The organism is Lentzea sp. NPDC060358 (genome assembly GCF_042725365.1).
Lineage (GTDB): Bacteria > Actinomycetota > Actinomycetes > Mycobacteriales > Pseudonocardiaceae > Lentzea.
This window is the reverse complement of record NZ_JBHXCW010000001.1, coordinates 100,276-121,922: the sequence shown is the minus strand read 5'-3', so window position 1 is coordinate 121,922 and position 21,647 is coordinate 100,276. Positions and strand designations below refer to the sequence as shown.

The following is a 21,647-nucleotide window of genomic DNA, read 5'->3' as shown; positions in this document are numbered from 1 at the left end:
AGCGGCCTACAGCGGCACGGCGTCGAGCGCTTTGAAGATCCTCTTGTCGCTGACGGTGTAGCGGGTGCCGATGGTCTGCGCGAAGTACGACAGCCGCAGTTCCTCGATCATCCAGCGGATCTCGTCGAGCTCGGGCGCGGGTTCGTCGGCGGGGGTCTGGGCGCGCAGCTCCCGGTACTCGGCGTGGACCTGGTGGACCCGGCCGGTCCACTCGAGGTCGCGCAGCGGGTTCTCGGGCAGCTTCTCGACCCTGCGGGCGATGCCCTTGAGGTACCGCACGAGGTCGGGCAGCCGGTCGTAGCCGGTGTCGGTCACGAAACCCTGGTAGACCAGCGAGTCGAGCTGGGCGCGGATGTCCTGGACGGAGTCGGGGGCGCCCTTGAGGCCGCTGAGCTTCAGCTCGGCCTCGTGGGCGGCTTCGAGGACCTTGCGGACCTCCTGCACGACGACCCAGGTGGTGTCGTTGAGCGCGGCCTGGACCTTGCGCAGCTGCGCGGCGTAGGACTTGGCGTCCCAGGCCGGGTCGCCCATGAGCCGGTCGACGGCGGCCGTGATGCAGTCCGACAGCAGCGCGGCGACGCCGCCGTGGGGGTTGCGGGTCAGGGCGAGCTTGGCGCCGTTGTCGAGGTGGCGCTGCAGGTGCTTGACGGGTGAGTTGACGCCCAGCAGCAGGAGCCTGCGCACGCCGCGGCGGTGGGCGTGGGCCTGGCGGCCGGGGGTGTCGAGGACCTTGATGGCGACGGTGTCGCCGCGGTCGACCAGCGAGGGGTAGGCGGTGACGGTGATGCCGGACTGCCGTTGCTCGATGGTCCTGGGCAGGGCGTCGAGGTCCCAGGTGGTCAGGCCGGTGCGTTCGAGGTGCCCGGCGGCCTGGCTGAGGGACTCGCGGACCTCGTCGCGCAGCTTCTCCTTGAGCGCGGCGATGTCCTTGCCCTCGGCGAGGGTGCGGTTGTGCTCGTCGACGACCTGGAAGGTGAGCTTGAGGTGGTCGGGGACGGCGTCGAACTGCCAGTCCTCGCGGTGCACGGTGACACCGGTCAGGGCCTTGAGTTCGCGTTCGACGCCGCCGAGCAGCGACGTCTCACCGGGGGTGATGCGGGCGAGCACGGCGGTGGCGACGTCGGGCACGGGCACGAAGTTGCGGCGGATCTGCTTGGGCAGCGACCGGATCAGGGCGACGACGAGGTCGTGGCGCAGGCCGGGGATCTGCCAGGAGAACGCGTCGTCGTCGAGCGTGGTGAGCGCCGGCAGCGGCAGCTGCACGGTCACGCCGTCGTTCTTGGTGCCGGGCTCGAAGTGGTAGCTCAGCGGCAGCGTCAGCTCGCCCTGGCGCCACTGGTCGGGGTAGGCGTCGGGGGTGACGTCGGCCCGGTCGTTGACCAGCATCTGCCTGGTGAAGGTGAGCTGGTTCTTGTCCTTCTGCTTCTTCCACCACGAGTCGAAGTGCCGCGCGGACACGACCTCGGGGGCCACCCGCTTGTCGTAGAACTCGAACAGCGTCTCCTCGTCGACGACGATGTCACGCCTGCGGGCGCGGTTCTCCAGCTCGCCGACTTCCTCGAGCATCGCCCGGTTGGTGTGGAAGAACCGGTGGTGCGTGATCCACTCCCCCTGCACCAGGGCGTGACGGATGAACAGCTCGCGGGACAGCTCCGGGTCGATGCGCCCGTAGTTGACCTTGCGGCCGGCGACGATCGGCACCCCGTACAGCGTCACCTTCTCCAGCGCGACGACGCTGCCGCGCTTGGTTTCCCAGTGGGGTTCGGAGTACTGGCGCTTGACGACGTGCTCGCCGAGGCGTTCGGCCCACTCGGGTTCGATCCTGGCGGCGATGCGCCCCCACAGCCGGCTGGTCTCGACGAGCTCGGCGGCCATCACCCACTGCGGTGGTTTCTTCGCCAGCGCGGAGCCGGGGAAGATCGCGAACTTGGCGTTGCGGGCGCCGAGGAACTCCGTCAGGGGGCGGCGTTTCTCGTTCGGCGCCTGCTTCTTGAGGACGTCCTTGACGCCGATGTGGCTGAGCAGCCCGGACAGCAGGGCGATGTGGATGTTGCGGGGGTCGCCCGGCTGGTCGCCCAGGTGCATGCCGATCTGCTTGGCGACCTGCCGCAGCTGCAGGTAGATGTCCTGCCACTCGCGCACGCGCAGGTAGTTGAGGAACTCGGCCTTGCAGCGCTTGCGGAACTGGTTGCCCGACAGCTCCTTCTGCTGCTCGCGCAGGTACTCCCAGAGGTTGAGGAACGTGACGAAGTCCGATTCCTTGTCCACGAACCGCGCGTGCTGCTGGGTCGCGGCTTCCTGGTGCTCGGCGGGGCGTTCGCGGGGGTCCTGGATGGACAGCGCCGCGGCGATGATCATGACCTCTTTGAGACAGCCCGTGGTGTCGGCTTCGAGGACCATGCGACCAAGGCGCGGGTCGACCGGCAGCGCGGCGAGCTTGCGGCCGGTGGGGGTGAGCTTCTTCTCGGCGGCGTTGATGGCGCCGAGCTCCTGCAGCAGGCCGATGCCGTCGTTGATGTTGCGGGAGTCGGGCGGGTCGATGAAGGGGAACTTCGCGACGTCGCCGAGACCGATGTTGGTCATCTGCAGGATGACGCTGGCGAGGTTGGTGCGCAGGATCTCCGCGTCGGTGAACTCCGGGCGGGCCTCGAAGTCCTCCTCGGAGTACAGGCGGATGCAGATGCCCTCGCTGACGCGGCCGCAGCGGCCCTTGCGCTGGTTGGCCGACGCCTGGCTGATGGGTTCGATGGGCAGCCGCTGGACCTTGAGGCGGTGGCTGTAGCGGGAGATGCGGGCGTTGCCGGGGTCGACGACGTACTTGATGCCCGGCACGGTGAGGCTGGTCTCGGCGACGTTGGTGGCGAGCACGACGCGGCGTCCGGTGTGGCGCTGGAAGACCCGGTGCTGCTCCCCCACCGACAGCCGCGCGTAGAGCGGGAGGATCTCGGTGTTTTTGAGGTCTTCGGCTTTGAGGGCGTCGGCGGTGTCGCGGATCTCGCGTTCGCCGGAGAGGAACACGAGGACGTCGCCGGGGCCTTCGGCCAGCAGTTCGCGGACGGCGTTCACGATGCCCTGGGTCTGGTCGTCGTCCTCGTCGAGGGGCCGGTAGCGGGTCTCGACGGGGTAGGTGCGGCCGGAGACCTCGATGACCGGGGCGTTCTCGAAGTGCGCGCTGAACCGCTGCGGGTCGATCGTCGCGGAGGTGATGACGACCTTGAGGTCGGGGCGGCGCGGCAGGAGCTGCTTGAGGTAGCCGAGCAGGAAGTCGACGTTGAGGCTGCGTTCGTGGGCCTCGTCGATGATGATCGTGTCGTACCTGCTCAGCGTCCGGTCGGTCTGGATCTCGGCGAGCAGGATGCCGTCGGTCATGAGCTTGACGAGCGTCTCGTCGCCGGACTGGTCGGTGAACCGGACCTTGTAGCCGACGGTGTCGCCGAGCTTGGTGCCCAGCTCCTCGGCGACGCGTTCGGCGACGGTGCGGGCGGCGATGCGGCGGGGCTGGGTGTGGCCGATCTGGCCGGTGACGCCGCGGCCGAGCTCGAGGCAGATCTTGGGCAGCTGGGTGGTCTTGCCCGACCCGGTCTCGCCCGCGACGATCACCACCTGGTGGTGCGCGATGAGCTCTTTGATCTCGTCCTTGTGCTGGCTGACGGGGAGCTCGTCGGGATAGCTGATCTTCGGAACGGACTCCCGGCGCAGCGCGACCTTGAGGGCGGCCTCGTCGATCAGGGAGGAGATCTCCTCGGCGATCTTGCGGCGCGCCATGGGGTCTTTGACCTTGCGTGCGCCGTCGAGGCGCCTGGCGAGCCGGCGTTGATCACGCGGCATGAGCTCGGGCAGGCGTTCGTGCAGTTCAGCGAGCGGGGTGTCCATTTGGGTTCAAGGATAGTCAGGCCGTGCGAATCGTTCGCGCCAATAACCGCGTGACGACGTTCACGACGCCTGACCAGCGGCTACCGCCCACTGGCAGCGCGCACCCGACCTCGAACACCCCGGCGAGCACCAGCGCGGTCCACCTGGTGCGGTCCACGCGGCACCGACCGGCTGCCCACCCGGATCGACGGGGGCCGACGCGTCCCACCGCCCTCGGGCCTCCTCCTCCTCCTCCTCCTCCTCCTCCTCCTCCTCCTCCTCCTCCTCCTCCTCCTCCTCCGGCCCGCGAGCCCGGCTGCCGCCACCCCTGTGGCCTTTCCGCCCCGCTCGCTTCCCCCAGCGGGCCCTCCCGGTCCGCTCCCGGCACCGTCTCAACGGCTCTGAGCTGCGGTGATGTCGGGGCGTCCAAAATTGTCAGACCCTGTCGCTAGCGTGCTCGACATGGACCTGAACGCGTTCTGGGGCCTGGTGGAGACCTCCGCTGCGGAGACCTCCGGCCAGGACGAGCGGCTGGAGTGGCTGACGGCCGCGCTGGCCGTGATGCCGCCCGGTGAGGTGGTGGAGTTCGCGGTGCGGCTCGATGAGGTGCGACGCCGGGTCGACACGTGGGAGCACTGGCAGGCGGCGGACCTGATCTGCGGCGGGCTGTGCTCGGACGACGGGTTCTTCTACTTCCAGGCGTGGCTGGTCGGTCAGGGGCGGGCGGTGTTCGACGCGGTGGCGGCGGATCCGGACGCGTTGGCCGAATCGCCGCACATCCGTTTCCTCGCGTCGTGGGGTGGGGTGCACGCGTGGGCCGATGAGGACTGGCCGGACTGGGAGGGCCTCGACTACGTGGCGGGCGAGGCGCTCGACGGTGATCTGGAGACCGAGCTGGCCTCGCGGGGGCTGGACTTGCTGGTGTCCCCGGCTCCGGAGGGTGAGCAGTTCGACTTCGCGGACCCGGCGGGGATCGCGGCGCGGCTTCCGAGGCTGGGTGCGTTGTTCGGGAAGGTGGCGTGATGGACGTCGCGGTGGGTGGTTCGGCGGGTGCGGACGTGCCGGTCGATGTGGTGGTGTGGCGGGCTCCCGGTCCGGCGTCGGTGCCGGAGGCGGCGGCCCGGTACGCGGAGTTGCGGTCGTCGCCGTTGGGGGCGTTCGAGCCGTCGGTGGCGGCGTTCGTGCGCGAGTTGCGGCGGACGTCGCCGGATCCTGGTTCGGCGGTGTCGTGGGACGAGGCGCTGACGGTGGGCACGGACGCGGTGATCGTGCACGTGGTGTGGCCGGGGCGGCGGCGGGTGCTGGAGCTGGTGGCGTTGCTGGCGGCCGAGCACGGGCTGGTCTGCTACGAACCGGCCCGCCAGGTGGCGATGTCCTGACGCAGTATCGCTTTCGTGGTGTCGGGGGCGAAGGAGGCGTCGACGGCGTTGGCTGCGAGGGTGGCCAGGGTGTCGTCGTCGAGGCCGAGCTCGTCGCGCAGCAGCCGGTACTCGTCGGTGAGCGTGGTGCCGGTGGTGGAGGGGATGTCGGTGCTGAGCGTGACGGTCAGCCCGGCGTCGAGCAGGCGTGGCAGCGGATGAGAGGAGAGTGAGCCGACCAGTCCCAACGCGACGTTGGACGACGGGCATGCTTCGAGCGGGATCGCGCGGTCGCGCAGCAGTGCGACGACCTCGGGGTCCTCGAGGGCGCGGAACCCGTGGCCGATCCGGTCGGCGAGGCCGACGGTGACGGCTTCGGCGACGCTGGCCGGCCCGCAGCACTCGCCGGCGTGGTGCACCAGGCCGATGCCGGCTTCGCGGGCGGCGCGGAACACGGCGGTGAACGGGGTGAGGGGGTGGTCCTCCGCTCCGGCCACGCCGATCGCGACGACCTGCGGGTGCGCCAGGGCGAGGCGCAGCGAGGTCTCGAAGCGTTCGACCGTCCTCTTGCGAGGGTGGTCCACGATCACACGGCATTCGATGCCGTGGGCGGCCTGTCCTGCGGCGAGCCCGGACAACACCGCCTCGAGCGGCATGTCCGGATCCGAGAGCCGTTCCCCGTGCGCTGCCGCGGTGAACGTCACCTCCGCGTAGCGGGTCCCCTGCGCTGCTTCCTCGGCGCAGAACTCGTACGCGATCCGGTGGAAGTCCTCGGCTCGCCGCAGGCAGTCCCGCACTCGTCCGTTGTGGTCGGCGAACTGCGCGAAGTCGTCGAACGGTCCCGTGCGCGCCCGCACGTCGATGCCGTGCGCGTCGGCGAGTTCGGCGAGGGTGCCGGGGCGCACGGTGCTTTCCAGGTGCACGTGCAGGTGGGCTTGGGGCAGCGTCGCGAGGTCCCGCATGGGCCGCGACGCTACCCAGCCCGGCCTGCCGGGCGCGCGGCAATTCTCAGCCCGCGGCGAGGAACCCGACGGCGTCGTCGAGTTCGTGGCGGGGCACCTCGCCGTGCCCGCCGGGGTTGGCGTGCAGGGTCTTGCGGCGGGTGGTGAAGGCGTCGAACAGGGCGAGCGCGGCGTCGCGCGGGACGAGCTGGTCGTCGCACTGCAGCAGGAACCGGACGGTGGCGGTGGTCGCGGCGGCGGCGCGGGTGAGGTCGGCGGTGGCGCCGAGGAGGCCGAACACGGCGGTGCGGATGCGGGGTTCGGCGGCGGCGAGCGGGATGCCGACGGCGCTGCCCAGCGACAGGCCCCAGAACCCGACGTTCTCGCCGATGCCGAGGGTGCCGGTGAGAACATCGAGCGCGGATCGCCATTCGGGGACCGCCTGTGCGGCCAGCAGGGCGTTGTACTCGGCGATGAGCGCGCCGGCGTCCTGGCCGGTGGTGAGGCGGGCGCGGATCTCGGTGGCGAAGTGGTCGTCCTGGGCGGTGCGGGGCCGGTCGCCGTGGCCGGGGGTGTCGAGGGTGAGGACGGCGAGTCCGGCGGCGGCGCAGTGGTGGGCGCGGGCGACGACGCCGGGGGCTCGTTTGTGCTGCCCGCCGCCGTGGGCGCTGAGCACGAGGCCGGTGACGGTGCCGGCGGGGGTCCACAGGACGCCGGGGACGCCGTCGTGGTCGAGGTCGCGTTCGGTGGTGCCGTCGCCGGAGGTGGTGTGCGAGGTGTAGCGCATGGCTGGTCGCCTTTCGGGGCTGCGTGGAGCGCTCCCCCTGGGCGATGCGCGTCAGGTCGCGCGTGCCGGGGAGCGCCCATCGGGGTTCACCGCGTTGATGGGTCTCACCTCCTCGGGCCGGTCACGTCCGGGTGAGGCTAGCAAGGAGTGATCATCGGGCGCGCGGGAATTGCGGCGACACCGCCGTGAGGGCGCCGCTAGGTTGCCGTGCCATGCCTGATGTTGTGCGGACGCGCCACGGCGCGACGGTGTTGATGTGCTCCCCGGACGGCCCGCCGGTGGTGGACGAGCAGTCTGCCGTGGACCTGATCGCGACGTTGTGGGGTCAGGACGTGCAGTGGCTGGCGCTGCCGTTGCCGCGGCTGGGCGAGGACTTCCTGGTGCTGCGCACGCGGGTCGCGGGCACGGTGGTGCAGAAGCTGCAGCAGTACGGGTTCAAGGTCGCCGTGGTCGGCGACATCACCGAGCAGGTGGCGGCGAGCACGGCGTTGCGCGACTTCGTGCGCGAGTCGAACTCGGGCCGGCAGCTGTGGTTCGTGGCGGACGAGGCGGAGCTGGACGCCCGGCTCGCCGCAGCCTGATCCCGGTGCAGCCTGATCCCGGTGCGGCCCGACTCTGGCGGAGCGCGGGGCTCTGATCACGGCGAATGGCCCTATTGCACATTACTGGCAATAGGTAGGGTTGGGTGCATGGACATCCGTCGTTCCCTGTCGCACCACAGCGGTTCGCGCCGGTCGCCGGCCGAGGTCCTGCGCCGCCTGACCGCCTACGTCTCCCCGGGCACGCGGCCCGAGGACCCGGTGCGGGAGCTGGAGGACCGGGTCGCGGGCCTGCTGGGCAAACCGAAGGCGCTGTTCTTCCCGACCGGAACGATGGCGCAGCAGGCCGCGTTGCGGGTGCACGCGGAACGCACCGGGCGGTGGACGTTCGCCGCGCACCCGCAGACGCACCTGCAGGTGTGGGAGAACCAGGGCTACAGCGCGGTGCACGGGCTGCGGCTGCACCCGATGGGCGACCGCCACGAGCTGATGACCCTGGACGACCTCAAGACGGCAGGGGAACCGCTCGCGGCGGTGGTGGTCGAACTGCCGCAGCGCGACATCGGCGGCCTGCTGCCCTCGTTCGAGGACCTGGCGGCGCAGGCGAAATGGGCGCGCGAGTCCGGTGCGGCGGTGCACTGCGACGGCGCCCGCCTGTGGGAGGCGCAGACCGGCTACGACGCGTCGCTGGCGGAGATCTCGGCGTTGTTCGACACGGTGTACGTGTCGCTCTACAAAGCACTCGAAGGGGTGCGCGGCGCGGTCCTCGCGGGCGACGACGACACGATCGCGCAGGCGGCGGTGTGGCGGCGCCGGCTGGGCGGGGCGATCGTGGACGCGTGGCCGCTGGCGGCCGCGGCGCTGATGGGCCTGGACGATGCCCTGCCGCGGATGGCGGAGTTCAAGGCCCACGCGCAGGCGATCGCAGCGGCGATCAACGCCGACGGGTTCGCGCACACGACCCCGCAGGTGCCGGTCACTCCCCTGTTCCACGTCCACCTGCCGCTGTCGCGGCAGGACGCCCTGCGGGCGGCGGAGGACCTGCTGGCGCACACGGGGATCCGGCTGTTCCTCTACGCGCGGTCCAACCCGGACCCGCGGCGGTGCAGCTTCGAGGTGAACGTGGGGATCAGCGGGTGTGAGTTCACGCCGGACGAGGTCGTCGAGTTGATCAAGGGACTACCATCGCGGGTGTGAGCCTGCCTGAACCCGTCCAGCACGCGCTGGTCCGGGTGTCGCACTCGGTGCTGGTCGACGTCGACGCGCTCGCCAGGGTCCGTGAGCGGTTCGACGACGAGCAGGCGGCGTCGCTGTCGAGTTACCTGCGCAGCGCGCAGTCGCCGAACACGGTGCGCGCGTACCGGTCGGACTGGATCGCGTGGGCGGGCTGGTGCCAGGCCGAGGGCCGGCAGGCGCTGCCGGCGGACCCGCTGGACGTGGCGGTGTACCTGGCCGCGGCGGCGGACACGGTGAAACCGGACGGGTCGGCGGCGTTCGGCGCCTCGACGCTGGAGCGCAAGGCGGCGGCGATCGCGGCGGTGCACGCGGCGAACGGGCTGCCGAGCCCCACGCGCAGCGACGTGGTGCGGCTGACGCTGCGCGGTATCCGCCGCACCCGCAAGGCGCAGCCCCGCCGCAAGCGCCCGGTGCTGCTCGACACCCTCGAGGCCCTGCTGGCCGAACGGCCCGCCGGCGGCCCGGCACGAGCGCGCGACGCGGTGCTGCTGCTGGTCGGGTTCGCGGGGGCGTTGCGGCGCAGCGAGCTCGCGGCGATCGAGTTCGACGACGTCGCGGTGGACGTGGACCCGCGCACGCACGAACCGCTGCTGCTGATCCGCCTCGGCACGACGAAGACCGACCAGACCGGCCGCCACCAGCAGTCGGTGGTGCTGCCCCGCGGCAGCCGCCGCCCGACGTGCCCGGTGTGCGCGTTCGCGGACTGGTCGGACGTGCTCGACGGCCGGGAGATCACCGAGAACGGCCTGCACCGCTGCCACGGGTTCGCCGGGTCCACCCGCACGGGCGCGGTGTTCCCGGTGATCAACCGGCACGGCGGCGTCGGCACCACGGCGATGTCCGGGCGCGCGGTGGCGGAGCTGGTGAAGCGGTACGCGCTGCGGGCGGGCCTGGACCCGGCGCTGTTCGGCGGGCACTCGCTGCGGGCGGGGTTCGCGACGCAGGCGGCGCTGGGCGGGGCGAGCGACCGCGAGATCATGCGGCAGGGCCGGTGGACGAACCCGCGCACGGTGCACCGCTACATCCGCACCGCCAACCCGCTCGAGGACAACGCGGTCACCCGACTGGGCCTGTGAAGGTGTGACCGGGCTCTCACTTGGGGAGTTGACCGTAAACACGATCCCCGCCGGTCGAGGCGCACCGGACGGAGCACCGCGCTAGCCCGTCCGCAGGCACCGGCGCTGAACGTTTCCGTGTCGTTTCCACACCGGGTGAGCTGCGTGTTCGTCCCGCCATTCGGACAAAACGCAACTCTCTGACCAGCGACGCAGCCACATTCGTGAACCGCTCTCGCATCCTGGGACCCCCTGGTCGCATGCACCGAGAGCAATACGATCGCCACGCCCGGTCATCACCACCCGGCCGGGCTGTTCCACGGTGACCGGCCCCGGCACCCCTGCACCGCCGGAGCGCTCACCCCCTGCACCGGAACAGGAGCGTCCATGAAGCGCACGACCCTCGGCGTCACCACCGCCCTGATGTCCGCGGCGGCCCTCGCCGCCACCGGCACCTTCACCGCGACCGCCGCCCCCGGCCCGGCCGCCGACCAGACGAGCACGATCGCCGCCGCCCTCGGCCTGTCCGGCGGCGAGCACCTCGTCCCCCGCGACGTCGTCCGCGACGCCGACGGCACCGTCCACCTGCGGTTCGACCGCACCCTCAACGGCCTCGAGGTCATCGGCGGCGACCTCGTCGTCGCCCAGAAGTCCGGCCAGGTCACCGCCGTCACCAAAGCCTCACCGGCCACCCTCGCGGGCCTCGACACCACCGCCCCGGCCACCACCGCCACCGACGCGACGCTGGTCGTGTTCGCCCTCGACCACGCTCCCGTGCTCGCGTGGGAGAAGGTCACCCACAGCGTCAAGGACGACCAGACCCCGTCCGAACTGCACACCTTCACCGACGCCCGCACCGGCGAGACCCTGCTGACCTACGACGACGTCCACCACGTCGAAGGCACCGGCCAGTCCACCTACACCGGCACCGTCGCCCTCAACACCACCCAGTCCGGGTCCACCTACCAGCTCAAGGACCCCGCCCGCGGCAACCAGCAGGTCAACAACCTCAACAACGGCTCCGGCACCGGCACCCTGTTCACCGACGCCGACAACAAGTGGGGCAACGGCACCTACACCGACAAGGCCACCGCCGGCGTCGACGCCGCCTTCGGCGCCGCCAAGACCTGGGACTACTACAAGTTCGTCCATGGCCGCAACGGCATCAAGAACAACGGCCAAGGCGCACTGAGCAAGGTCCACTACGGCACCAACTACAGCAACGCCTTCTGGACCGACTCCTGCTTCTGCATGACCTACGGCGACGGCGCCCAGAACCGCAACCCGCTCACCAGCATCGACGTCGCCGCCCACGAGATGAGCCACGGCGTCACCTCCGCCACCGCGGGCCTGGTCTACTCCGGCGAGTCCGGCGGCCTCAACGAGGCCACCAGCGACATCTTCGGCTCCACCACCGAGTTCTACGCCGCCAACACCACCGACGCCGGCGACTACCTCATCGGCGAGAAGATCAACATCCGCGGCGACGGCAAGCCCCTGCGCTACATGGACAAGCCCTCCAAGGACGGCAAGAGCCTCGACTACTGGTCCAGCAGCGCCGGCAGCGTCGACGTCCACTACTCCAGCGGCATCGCCAACCACTTCTTCTACCTGCTCTCCGAGGGCAGCGGCGCCAAGACCATCAACGGCGTCGCCTACGACTCCCCCACCGCCGACGGCCAGTCCGTCACCGGCATCGGCCGCGACAAGGCCGAGAAGATCTGGTACCGCGCCCTGACCACCAAGTTCACCTCCAGCACCAAGTACGCCGCGGCCCGCACCGGCACCCTCGCCGCCGCATCCGACCTCTACGGCGCCTCCTCGGCCGAATACGCGGCCGTCAACCGCGCCTGGGCCGCGGTCAACGTGAAGTAACACCCCCGCACGACACAGGCGTGGGCCCGGACCGCATCCCCTGCACGGTCCGGGCCCACGCCCGATCTACGGCTCCAGGTCGGTGGCCGCCAGGAACGACCCGTCCATGTGGAACGGCACCGAATCGTGCGAATGCACCACCAGCCACCGCCCCTCCCGCCGGCACAACCCCACCGTCGTGCGCATCCACATCGAGAACCCCTCCGGATACCCCACCGGCACCGCCGCCAGCCGGCACAACCCGTGCGCGAACGCCACATCACCCGACACCACCACCGCCATGTCGTGGTACTCCAGCGTGATCGGCCCCTCGAACCCGGCCATCCACCCCGCCAGCGACTCCACGTCCCGCGAGTCCGCAGCGCAGTTGCGCAACGGCGGCGCCAACGTCGCCGTCACCACGTCCCCGGCATACCGCGCCACCACCCGCTCCGGCGAACGCACCCGCATCCCCTCGGTGTGCTCGGCGAACAACGCGCGGATCTCGACCTCGTCCTGCACCAGCGTCCGGGTCATCCCGGCACCTCCTCCACGGCGAACTGACACCCCGGTGTCGAGACGAGCCCCGCGGTTTCGACATGGCGGTGAGAAGATTTCCCGCCAGCCAGCGCGCAGGAGGCCGCAAGTGAAGTACCTGATCCTCATCTACAGCAACCCCCAGTCCCGGGCCGCCTGGGACAAGCTCACCGAACAGCAGCAACGCCAGTTCGGCCAGGACCACTACGACCTGTCCGACCGGCTCCGCGCCTCCGGCGAACTCGTCGTCAGCGAAGGACTCCCCGGACCCGAGACCGGCAAGGGCGTCAGCATCCGCAACGGCGAAGTCGTCGTCACCGACGGCCCCTTCGCCGAGGCCAAGGAGTACCTCGCCGGCTTCTACCTCGTCGAAGCCGACTCCATCGACCAGGTCATCGCCCACGCCGCCACCCTGCCCGACGCCCACAACGACGGCATCGAGGTCCGCCCCGTCTGGGACGCCTCCCTGCTCAACGACCTGTGACCACACCACTCGACGGCCTGCTGCGCGACCTCGCGCCGCAGGTCCTCGGCGTCCTCGTCCGCCGCCACGGGCAGTTCGACGTCTGCGAGGACGCCGTCCAGGAAGCCCTGCTCGCCGCCACCCGGCAATGGCCCGCCGACGGGATACCCGACAACCCCCGGGGCTGGCTCATCACCACCGCCAGCCGCCGCTGGATCGAGCAGTACCGCGCCGACGCCGCCCGCCGCCGGCGCGAAGACAAGGTCATCGCACTCACCCCGGCACCCGACCCGGTCCCCGCCCACGACGACACCCTCACGATCCTGGCGCTGTGCTGCCACGACAGCCTCACCACCGCCTCCCAGATCGCCCTCACCCTCCGAGCGGTCGGCGGCCTGACCACCGCCGAGATCGCCAGGGCGTTCCTCGTACCGGAAGCCACCATCGCGCAACGGATCAGCCGCGCCAAGCAGAAGATCAAACAAGCCGGCGCCCGCTTCCGCCCACCCCAGGACCTCACCGCGGTCCTGCACGTCCTCTACCTGATCTTCACCGAAGGCTCCACCGCCAGCTCCGGCAACGACCTCGTCCGCGTCGACCTCACCGCCGAAGCCCTCCGCCTCACCCGCCAATTGCACCGCAGACGACCCGACGACGGCGAACTCACCGGGCTGCTCGCACTCATGCTGCTCACCGACGCCCGCCGCCCCGCCCGCACCGACCCCTACGGCGCACTCGTCCCCCTCGCCGACCAAGACCGCAGCACCTGGGACCACCAGGCCATCGACGAAGCCACCGCACTCGTCCGGCAGGCACTCACCACCACCCGCATCGGCCCCTACCAGCTCCAGGCAGCCATCGCGGCCGTCCACTCCGAAGCCAAGACCGCCGACGACACCGACTGGCACGAGATCCTCGGCCTCTACGACCTGCTCACCGTCACCGCACCCGGCCCGATGGTCACCCTCAACCGCATCGTCGCCGTCGCCATGGTCCACGGCCCCCAGCAAGCCCTCGACGAACTCGCCACCCTCGACCTCGACCACCACCGGGTCCACGCCGTCCGCGCACACCTACTCGACCTGCGCGGAGACCACGACCAAGCCCGCCTCGACTACGAGAAAGCCGCGAAACTCACCCTCAGCGCACCCGAACAGCGCTACCTCAGGAACCGGTCGCGCCACCCACGGTAGCGTCCGACGACGGCGCCTCCTGCGGAGCAGGCACCACACCCGACAGATCCCCGCCGTTGTCGTTGGACCGCAACACAAAAGGCCGCGTCGGCGTGTACTGCACCACCGAGATCGAACACGGGTCCACCACGATCCGCTGGAACCCGTCCAGGTGCACACCCAGCGCGTCCGCCAGCACAGCCTTGATCACATCACCGTGCGAGCACAACACCCACACCGCACCAGGACCGTGCTCCTGCGAGATCCGCGCGTCATGCGCCCGCACCGCCGCCACCGCACGCGCCTGCACCTGCGCCAGACCCTCACCGTCCGGGAACACCGCCGCGGACGGGTGCTGCTGCACGACCTTCCACAACGGCTCGTCGAACAGGTCCTTCAACGCCTTGCCGGTCCACGCCCCGTAATCCACTTCGGACACGTCCGGCTCCGCCACGGCCTCCAACGACCGATCGGCCAGCAACGGCGCCAGCGTCTCCCCGCACCGCTGCAGAGGAGACGACACCACCGCCGCGACCGGAACGTCCTTCAACCGGCCCACCAGAGCCGCCGCCTGTGCCCGCCCCCGCTCGTCCAACCCCACACCAGCGGCTCTCCCGGCGAGCACACCGGAACCGTTGGCAGTCGAACGAGCATGTCGGAGCAGGATCACCGTGGCCACGACACCCACCTTAGATCGGCTGCAGCAACCCCATCGACAGCAGCCCCATCAGCACCAGACCCAGCATCAACCGGTACCACACGAACGCCGAGTACGAATGCTTCGACACGTACTTCAACAACCACGCGATAGTCGCGTACCCCACCACGAACGAGATCAGCGTCGCCACGACCATCTGCGGAATCGACGCCTGCACACCCTCACCCGAGCGCTCCAGCACGTCCGGGATCGAGAACAACCCCGCCCCGAACACCGCCGGAATCGCCAGCAGGAACGAGTACCGCGCCGCCGCCTCCCGCGTCAGCCCCAGGAACAACCCCGCCGTCAACGTCCCACCCGAACGCGACACACCCGGGATCAACGCCAGCGCCTGCGCCAGCCCCATCCCGATCGCGTCCTTCATCCGCAACTCGTCGCGCTGCTGCTTCGCCAGGTGATCCGCCAGCCCCAGCAGCAGACCGAACACCACCAGCATCGTCGCCGTGATCCACAGGTTCCGCGCCGACGTCCGGATCTCGTCCTTCAGCAGATAACCCAGAACCGAGATCGGCACCGAACCGATGATCACGTACCAGGCGAGCCGGTAGTCCTTCTCCTTGCGCGCCTCGGCGTTGAACAAGCCGCGGAACCAGGCGCTGATGAAGCGCCCGATGTCCTTGGCGAAGTAGATCAGCACCGCCACCTCGGTACCCAGCTGGATCACCGCGGTGAACGAAGCGCCCGCGTCGTTGCCGAAGAACAGCGTCGACGTGATGCGCAGGTGCGCACTGCTGGAAATCGGCAGGAATTCCGTCAGTCCTTGGACCAGTCCGAGGACCAGAGCCTGCAACCAGCTCAACTACCCACTCCTGCCAGATCCAGAGCCTCGGCCGCGGTGCGAAGGCCCGCGATCCCCTGCTCGAGATCTTGCAGCATCGGCGAAACGGACAGCGTGGTGACCCCCGCGGCAGCGAGCGCCTTCATCTTGTCTGCTATGCGCTCCTTCGACCCCAGCAACGCCGTCGCGTCCAGGAACTCCAGCGGAATCGCCGCCATCGCCCCCGCGTAGTCCCGCGACAGGTACTTCTCCTGGATCTCCTCCGCCTCGGCCGGAAAACCCATCCGCACCATCAGGTTGTTGTAGAAGTTCTGCTTCCGCGACCCCATGCCGCCCACGTACAACGCCGTGTACGCCCGCACCGGGTCCGCACACGCCTTCCAGTCCTCACCCACCACCAGGGGCACCGTCGGAACGACGTCGAACCCGTCCATCGACTTCCCGGCCCTCTCCCGGCCCGCCCGCACCGACGCCAGCGACTCCGCCGAGAACTCCGGCGAGAAGAAGATCGCCAGCCAGCCGTCCGCGATCTCCCCCGTCAGCTCCAGGTTCTTCGGACCCACCGCCGCCAGGTACACCGGAATCCGCTCCCGCACCGGGTGCACCGTCAACTGCAACGCCTTGCCGGGACCGTCCGGCAGCGGCAGCGTGTAGTGCTCGCCCTCGAAGCGCAGCTTCTCCCGCGACAACGCCTTCCGGACGATCTCCACGTACTCCCGCGTCCGCGCCAGCGGCTTGTCGAACCGCACACCGTGCCAGCCCTCCGACACCTGCGGCCCCGACACGCCCAGCCCCATCCGGAACCGGCCACCCGACAACGTGTCCAGCGTGGCCGCCGTCATCGCCGCCATCGCGGGCGTCCGCGCCGGGATCTGGAAGATCGCGCTGCCGACGTCGATGCGTTCGGTCTGCGCGGCCACCCACGCGAGCACCGTCGGCGCGTCGGAGCCGTAGGCCTCCGCGGCCCACACCACCGAAAAGCCGAGCCGGTCGGCCTCCTTGGCCAGTTCGAGGTTCGCCGCGTCGTTGCCGGCGCCCCAGTATCCGAGGTTCAGTCCGAGCTTCACGCAGCGAGACCCTACCGGTCAGTAACACCGATTGCCAGGCTCACACGATGATCACCCCTTAGCATCGCGCACGTGCAACAGCGACACCTCGGCCGCAGCGGCCTGCGCGTCTCCAGGACAGCACTGGGCACGATGACGTGGGGCCGCGACACCGACGCCGACGAGGCCGCCACCCAGCTCATGGCCTTCACCGACGCCGGCGGCACCCTCGTCGACACCGCCGACGTCTACACCGAAGGCGAAGCCGAACGCATCCTCGGCACCCTCCTCGGCGAAGTCGCCCCCCGCGACGACCTCGTCATCGCCACCAAAGCCGTCGCCCGCCGCACCGACGGCCCCTTCGGCGGCGGCGCCTCCCGCGGCGCCCTGCTCACCGCCCTCGACGGCTCACTGCGCCGCCTCGGCGTCGACCACGTCGACCTCTGGCAACTCCACGCCTGGGACACCACCGTCCCCGTCGACGAGACCCTCTCCGCCGTCGACCACGCCATCAACACCGGCAAGGTCCGCTACGCCGGCATCTCCAACTACAGCGGCTGGCAAACCGCCACCGCCGCCATGACCCCCTCCACCCACCCCCTCATCTCCACCCAGGTCGAGTACTCCCTGCTCGAACGCGGCGTCGAACGCGAAGTCGTCCCCGCCGCCCTGCACCACGGACTCGGCCTGCTTCCGTGGGCCCCCCTCGGCCGCGGCGTCCTCACCGGCAAATACCGCAACGGCACCCCAGCCGACTCCCGCGGCGCCTCCACCCACTTCGCCGGCTACGTCGAACAGCACCGCAACGACCGCGCCGCCCGCATCGTCCAGGCCGTCGTCACCGCCGCGGACGGTCTCGGCACCTCGCCGCTGTGCGTCGCCCTCGCCTGGGTCCGCGACCGCAACGGCGTCGTCGCCCCCGTCGTCGGCGCCCGCGACACCAACCAGCTGCTTGCCTCCCTCGAAGCCGAGCAGCTCACCCTGCCCCCGGCGATCCGCGCCGCCCTCGACGACGTCAGCGCCATCGAGCTCGCCTACCCCGAGCGTCCGCTTCCCTGACTTCTTGGCTGTTTGAGGTCGTGGGTGTACCTGGTCCGGAAACACGACAGGGGTTTAATTTTAGTTGACACTGAGGCAATAGAGAATATTGCGCCGTGGAGCGGACGAGTTTCACCCCACCCCTTGCGTGACCTCCGACCGAACGTGGTGGATGCTGGAAGTTCACGACGCTCCACAGGAGGACCCGATCTTGCGCCGGCTCGCCGCTCTGCTCTTGACCACCGCCGCCCTGGCAGCGTGCGGACAGAGCGAGACCTCCCAGGACCCGTTGCAGGTCGCGGAGACGCTCGAGGCCGCCAAGCCCGCCCTCTCCCCCGCCCAGAACGCCGCCCTCCCCGGCTCCGTCACGCCCGGCGGCAGCTTCACCGAGGGCGACACCACGCTGAAGTTCCAGGTCAACGGCCGCGACGTCGAGCTCGACCGGCTGCGCAGCGCGGTCTTCGAGATGACGAAGGACGACAAGGGCGCCGAGACCAGGGGCACCGGCCTGCGCGCCGGCGACGGCGCCACCAACGCCGTCCCCGACCGCTACGGACGCCTGCTCGTCGTCGACACCCGCGGCGGCGAGTTCCTCGCGTTCTCGATCAACCCGCTGATCATGCGGCAGCGCTACCCCGTGCCCGGCACCCCGTACGGCATCGCCTACGACGCCAAGCGCGACATCGCGTGGATCACGCTGACCGAGCGCAACGAGGTCGTCGGCCTGGACGTCGCCGGCGGCGAACCGGCCGAGAAGCACCGGTTCCCGACCGTGCGCCAGCCCAACACCGTCAGCGTCGACCAGGAGACCGGACGTGTCACGGTCACGTCCGGCGACAACGGAGGGGTACAGGTGATCTCGCCATGACCGAAGGGGTGATCGACGGGGACTGGGAGTACCGGCCGCTGCGCCTGCCACCCGGCATCTCCCGCCGCACCGCGACCACGCAGCTGGCCATCCACGCCGAGTTCGCGGGCTGGGAGCTGTCCCGCACGCTGCTCTACGGCGACGGCTCCCGCAAGGTCTGGCTGCGCCGCAAGCGCCAGCCCGACCTCGTGCCCGGCCTCATCACCTGAGCACCACGCCCTCGCCGAACGCGAACGGGCTCGCCTCGCACTCCGCGAGGAAGTCCGCCGGGAAGCCCCGCTCGAACGGGGCCGCCGCCTCCAGGCGCGCGACCGCTTCCGGCGGCAGCACCACCTCACCCGCGCAGTCGGCGACCTGCTCCGGAGTCCGCGCCCCCACCAGCGGCAACGCCCCGTTCGCGCGCACCCACGCCAACGCCACCCGAGCCGGCGTCGTCCCCAGCTCCTGCGCGACCGACCGCACGGCTCGCGCCCCGCGTTCCTCCACCTCGGTCAGCTCCCCGGCCCGCCGCGTGCCACCCGAGAGCTTCCCCGCCGCCAGCGGCGCCCACGCCGCCACCGTCAGGCCCAGCTCCGCCGCCATCGGCAGCAGCTCCCGTTCGACGTCGCGCCGGAGCAGGTTGTACGGCACCTGCAGCCCCGCGAACGGCGTCCAGTCCCGCCACTGCGCCAGCGTGTTCGCCCGCGCGACGAACCACGCCGGCGCGTCCGACACCCCGACGTGGAGCACCTTCCCCGCCCGCACCACGTCGTCGAGCGCACGCATCGTCTCCTCCGCCGGCGTGTGGCGGTCCCACAGGTGCACCCACAGCACGTCCACGTAGTCGGTGCGCAGCCGCCGCAACGACCGCTCCAGCGACAGCACCAGGTTCTTGCGGTGGGTCCCGCCCGCGTTCGGGTCCCGCACGTCCCGCGACAACGCGTACTTCGTCGCCACCACGAACCGGTCCCGCCGCGTCAGCACCGCCCCGAGGACCTCCTCGCTCTCCCCGTACGCCGACGCCGTGTCGAGGAAGTTGCCGCCCGCGTCGGCGTCCGCGCCGACCACCCTCCGGGCGACGTCCTCCGAACGCAGCGTCATCGTGCCCAGCAACAACTCCGAGACGCGCAGGCCGGTCCGGCCGAACAGTCGGTATCGCATGATCAACAGCATCACGGCCCGCCGGGAACCGAGGGAGTCCCGCCCAGGGCCCCTCTAGGATCCGGTTGCGTGACCAACGCCCTGGGCCGCTTCCTGCGCGCCCGCCGCGAAGCGACCACCCCACCGGACACCCACCGCCGCCGCACCCCCGGCCTGCGCCGCGGTGAGCTCGCCGACCGCGCCGGCATCAGCGTCGAGTACCTCACCCGCCTCGAGCGCGGTACCGACCGCTCCCCCTCCGGCCAGATCCTCGCCTCTCTCGCCGCCGCCCTGGACCTGACAGCCGACGAACGCGTCCACCTGTACCGCCTCGTCAAGGCGGAGAGCACCTGCTCCCCTCCCCCGCCACCGCGCTTGCGGCCGACCGTGCTCGCCCTGCTCGACACCCTGGCCCCCACCGCCGCCTGCGTCCTCACCCCCGCGGGCGACGTCCTTGCGAGCACCGCGCGGTTCGACGAGATCTCGGGCCTCGACGGCGAGCCCAACCTCGTCCGCTTCGCGTTCGGCACCGGGGGCCGGGCCCACTACCCCGACTGGGACGCCGTCGCGTCCAGCCGTGCCGCCGGGCTGCGCGCGGCCGCCGACCTGGGTGACCACACCGCCGCGGCGCTCGCGTTCGAGCTCTCCATCACGGCCGGCACCGAGTTCACGAACCGCTACGACGCGGCCGCGTCCCTGCCTCCCGCCACCGGCACCGAGCGCTGGGGCGCTAACGTCTTCGCCTTCGAGACGCTGTACCTCTCCGGTGAAGGCGAGCACCGGGTGATGGCGTTTTTCAGTCAACACTGAAGCAATAGAGATAACGAACCTTGAGCTCCCCCACCGCCCCGGCCACCTCGCGGAAGGTGACTCATCAGTCAACACTGAAAAAATAAAATTCACCGAAGTGGTTGGACCATATGATCAGATTCCGTGTCATGGAGCTCGTGCCGCACGAAGTCGGGGTCGCTCACAGCGCACTGCCGCACGACGAAGAGTCAACCCGTGCCCTGCTGACCGAAGCCGCCACGCAGGGCCTGCACACCGTCGTCGTCACCGCGCCGGAGGACGACGAACGCGCCAAAGCCGTGCTGCGCGAACTGCGCGCGGAGTGGCAGACCGAGGACGGCCGCATCACGGCCCAGCTCGACACCGACGCCCAGGGCCAGCTGGCGCACCTGTGGGGCCTGTCGGCGGACGACCGGGCCGCCTGGCTCGCCGCGTTCCCCCGCCACGACGACCCGAACTGGTGGATGCACCGCCTGCTGGTGCTCAACCACCACCCGGAGTGGGCGCCGCTCAAGGAATGGCTGGTCGACGAGCACGTCCGCCTCTTCGGCCGCCCGCCCGGCAGGCGCCGTTCCAGCGCCTGAGAGGCCACGACGCCGGGTCGCTCCCCCGAGCGGCCCGGCCCCCGCTACGCCTTCGCGGCCACCTCGCGGATGAGGCCGGCGAGCTCCGCCGGCCGTTCCAGCGGCAACATGTGCCCGGCGTCGGGCAGCACGACCGGCGTGCCGCCGAACTTCACCGCGTCGGACTCCGCCACCAGCCGGTCCTCGTCCCCCACCACCGCGACGACGGTCTTCTCCCCCGCCACCATGAGACCGGCCTCCCGGTCGTAGCGGTCCACCGCCGGCCGGAACAGCGCGATCGTCTCCGGCCAGTGCCCCCAGACCATGTCCGCGGTCAGCTCGACGTCCTCGGCGGCGGGCTCGTCGCCGAACAGCCACCACCGCAGCCCCGCGGTCTTCGTCGGCTCGATCTTCTCCCGCACCGCCCGCACGATCGGCCCGAACGCCCGCTCCAGCTCCCGCACGAGCTTGCCCAGCGCCTTCGGCCACGCGAGCGACGTCTCCGACATCCCGCTGGCCGCCGTGGACACGAACACCGTGCCCAGCACCCGCTGCTGGAACAACCGCGGCCGCCGCTCGGCCATCGCGAGCGCCGCCATCCCGCCCATCGAGTGCCCGGCGACCACGACGTGCCCCGACGGCACCGCCCGTTCGATCAGCTCCCCCAGGTCGTCCCCGAGCTGCTCGATCGTCGCGGTCTCCTTCGTGGCGGCCGCCGACGCGCCGTGCCCGCGGTGGTCGTAGGAGATCACCTGGAAGTCGGCGCTCAGGCCGGCCGCGACCTTGTGCCAGCTGCGGTGGTCGAGCGCGTACCCGTGCGCCAGCACGATCGTGACCGGGGCGTCGGGGTTGCCCGCGCGCACCACGTTGAGCTCGGTCCCGTCCTCCAGCAGCACCATGCGCAGTTCCTTTCACCGGGTCGTCTGTTCGTCCT

At 70.7% G+C, this 21,647-nt stretch carries 22 protein-coding genes; 13 read left to right on the top strand and 9 right to left on the bottom strand.

Features of this window, described 5'->3' with window-relative positions; genetic code table 11:
* Positions 1–6: 6 nt before the first annotated feature.
* Entirely contained in the window at positions 7–3,873 is a 3,867-nt protein-coding gene (gene hrpA, locus ACFWGZ_RS00525; RefSeq protein ID WP_382449288.1) for an ATP-dependent RNA helicase HrpA, read from the bottom strand.
* 441 nt (positions 3,874–4,314) lie between these two features.
* Here hrpA and ACFWGZ_RS00520 point away from each other — a divergent pair, with 441 nt between their 5' ends.
* Positions 4,315–4,875, top strand: a complete 561-nt coding sequence (locus ACFWGZ_RS00520) for a DUF4240 domain-containing protein (RefSeq protein WP_382449287.1) — start codon at positions 4,315–4,317, stop codon at positions 4,873–4,875.
* Positions 4,875–5,231, top strand: a complete 357-nt coding sequence (locus ACFWGZ_RS00515) for a hypothetical protein (protein WP_382449286.1) — start codon at positions 4,875–4,877, stop codon at positions 5,229–5,231. Before ACFWGZ_RS00520 ends, ACFWGZ_RS00515 begins: the two co-directional genes overlap by 1 nt.
* Here the strand turns inward: ACFWGZ_RS00515 and add are convergent.
* Together add and ACFWGZ_RS00505 are read right to left on the bottom strand one after the other, a co-directional pair.
* Positions 5,198–6,172, bottom strand: a complete 975-nt coding sequence (gene add, locus ACFWGZ_RS00510; protein WP_382449285.1) for an adenosine deaminase — start codon at positions 6,170–6,172, stop codon at positions 5,198–5,200. The two genes, ACFWGZ_RS00515 and add, sit on opposite strands and share 34 nt — an antisense overlap.
* Before the next feature lie 46 nt (positions 6,173–6,218).
* A complete protein-coding gene (locus ACFWGZ_RS00505) occupies positions 6,219–6,938 on the bottom strand; it encodes an alpha/beta hydrolase (protein WP_382449284.1) in 720 nt (239 codons plus the stop codon).
* A 212-nt stretch (positions 6,939–7,150) separates the two neighbouring features.
* Here ACFWGZ_RS00505 and ACFWGZ_RS00500 point away from each other — a divergent pair, with 212 nt between their 5' ends.
* From ACFWGZ_RS00500 to ACFWGZ_RS00485, 4 genes are all read left to right on the top strand, one after another.
* Positions 7,151–7,519, top strand: coding sequence for a DUF4180 domain-containing protein (locus ACFWGZ_RS00500; RefSeq protein WP_382449283.1), 369 nt, complete (start codon positions 7,151–7,153; stop codon positions 7,517–7,519).
* Between the two features lie 108 nt (positions 7,520–7,627).
* Positions 7,628–8,674, top strand: coding sequence for a threonine aldolase family protein (locus tag ACFWGZ_RS00495; RefSeq protein ID WP_382449282.1), 1,047 nt, complete (start codon positions 7,628–7,630; stop codon positions 8,672–8,674).
* Positions 8,671–9,789: a site-specific integrase gene (locus ACFWGZ_RS00490; protein WP_382449281.1), complete on the top strand. Its 1,119-nt coding sequence runs from the start codon at positions 8,671–8,673 to the stop codon at positions 9,787–9,789. The genes ACFWGZ_RS00495 and ACFWGZ_RS00490 overlap by 4 nt, the downstream gene beginning before the upstream one ends.
* Positions 9,790–10,155: 366 nt before the next feature.
* Positions 10,156–11,643 carry a M4 family metallopeptidase gene (locus tag ACFWGZ_RS00485; protein ID WP_382449280.1) on the top strand — a complete coding sequence of 496 codons (1,488 nt, stop codon included), beginning with the start codon at positions 10,156–10,158 and terminating at the stop codon, positions 11,641–11,643.
* A 66-nt stretch (positions 11,644–11,709) separates the two neighbouring features.
* Here the strand turns inward: ACFWGZ_RS00485 and ACFWGZ_RS00480 are convergent, their stop codons facing one another.
* Complete coding sequence (locus tag ACFWGZ_RS00480) at positions 11,710–12,159, bottom strand: YybH family protein (protein WP_382449279.1); 450 nt, start codon at positions 12,157–12,159, stop codon at positions 11,710–11,712.
* 109 nt (positions 12,160–12,268) lie between these two features.
* On the opposite strand from ACFWGZ_RS00480, the gene ACFWGZ_RS00475 reads away from it, so the two are divergent.
* Positions 12,269–12,643 carry a YciI family protein gene (locus tag ACFWGZ_RS00475; RefSeq protein WP_382449278.1) on the top strand — a complete coding sequence of 125 codons (375 nt, stop codon included), beginning with the start codon at positions 12,269–12,271 and terminating at the stop codon, positions 12,641–12,643.
* A complete protein-coding gene (locus ACFWGZ_RS00470; protein WP_382449277.1) occupies positions 12,640–13,815 on the top strand; it encodes an RNA polymerase sigma factor in 1,176 nt (391 codons plus the stop codon). The genes ACFWGZ_RS00475 and ACFWGZ_RS00470 overlap by 4 nt, the downstream gene beginning before the upstream one ends.
* Here ACFWGZ_RS00470 and ACFWGZ_RS00465 read toward each other — a convergent pair.
* From ACFWGZ_RS00465 to ACFWGZ_RS00455, 3 genes are read right to left on the bottom strand one after another with little or no spacing between them, the layout of a single operon-like run.
* Positions 13,787–14,473: a histidine phosphatase family protein gene (locus tag ACFWGZ_RS00465; protein WP_382449276.1), complete on the bottom strand. Its 687-nt coding sequence runs from the start codon at positions 14,471–14,473 to the stop codon at positions 13,787–13,789. The two genes, ACFWGZ_RS00470 and ACFWGZ_RS00465, sit on opposite strands and share 29 nt — an antisense overlap.
* 10 nt (positions 14,474–14,483) lie before the next feature.
* Positions 14,484–15,311, bottom strand: a complete 828-nt coding sequence (locus ACFWGZ_RS00460) for an undecaprenyl-diphosphate phosphatase (protein ID WP_253325629.1) — start codon at positions 15,309–15,311, stop codon at positions 14,484–14,486.
* Entirely contained in the window at positions 15,308–16,357 is a 1,050-nt protein-coding gene (locus tag ACFWGZ_RS00455) for an LLM class F420-dependent oxidoreductase (protein ID WP_382449275.1), read from the bottom strand. The genes ACFWGZ_RS00460 and ACFWGZ_RS00455 overlap by 4 nt, the downstream gene beginning before the upstream one ends.
* Before the next feature lie 72 nt (positions 16,358–16,429).
* Here ACFWGZ_RS00455 and ACFWGZ_RS00450 point away from each other — a divergent pair, with 72 nt between their 5' ends.
* From ACFWGZ_RS00450 to ACFWGZ_RS00440, 3 genes are all read left to right on the top strand, one after another.
* A complete protein-coding gene (locus ACFWGZ_RS00450; protein ID WP_382449274.1) occupies positions 16,430–17,395 on the top strand; it encodes an aldo/keto reductase in 966 nt (321 codons plus the stop codon).
* Between the two features lie 151 nt (positions 17,396–17,546).
* Positions 17,547–18,242, top strand: coding sequence for a YncE family protein (locus ACFWGZ_RS00445; protein ID WP_382449273.1), 696 nt, complete (start codon positions 17,547–17,549; stop codon positions 18,240–18,242).
* Positions 18,239–18,451 carry a DUF5703 family protein gene (locus tag ACFWGZ_RS00440; protein ID WP_382407414.1) on the top strand — a complete coding sequence of 71 codons (213 nt, stop codon included), beginning with the start codon at positions 18,239–18,241 and terminating at the stop codon, positions 18,449–18,451. Before ACFWGZ_RS00445 ends, ACFWGZ_RS00440 begins: the two co-directional genes overlap by 4 nt.
* Here the strand turns inward: ACFWGZ_RS00440 and ACFWGZ_RS00435 are convergent.
* Complete coding sequence (locus ACFWGZ_RS00435; RefSeq protein ID WP_382449272.1) at positions 18,444–19,382, bottom strand: aldo/keto reductase; 939 nt, start codon at positions 19,380–19,382, stop codon at positions 18,444–18,446. The two genes, ACFWGZ_RS00440 and ACFWGZ_RS00435, sit on opposite strands and share 8 nt — an antisense overlap.
* 69 nt (positions 19,383–19,451) lie before the next feature.
* On the opposite strand from ACFWGZ_RS00435, the gene ACFWGZ_RS00430 reads away from it, so the two are divergent.
* On the top strand, positions 19,452–20,171 hold the full coding sequence (locus tag ACFWGZ_RS00430; protein ID WP_382449271.1) for a helix-turn-helix domain-containing protein: 720 nt from the start codon (positions 19,452–19,454) through the stop codon (positions 20,169–20,171).
* Between the two features lie 110 nt (positions 20,172–20,281).
* Positions 20,282–20,734, top strand: coding sequence for a hypothetical protein (locus ACFWGZ_RS00425; protein ID WP_382449270.1), 453 nt, complete (start codon positions 20,282–20,284; stop codon positions 20,732–20,734).
* Positions 20,735–20,778: 44 nt separating this feature from the next.
* Here the strand turns inward: ACFWGZ_RS00425 and ACFWGZ_RS00420 are convergent, their stop codons facing one another.
* Positions 20,779–21,612 carry an alpha/beta fold hydrolase gene (locus ACFWGZ_RS00420; protein ID WP_382449269.1) on the bottom strand — a complete coding sequence of 278 codons (834 nt, stop codon included), beginning with the start codon at positions 21,610–21,612 and terminating at the stop codon, positions 20,779–20,781.
* Positions 21,613–21,647 lie beyond the last annotated feature (35 nt).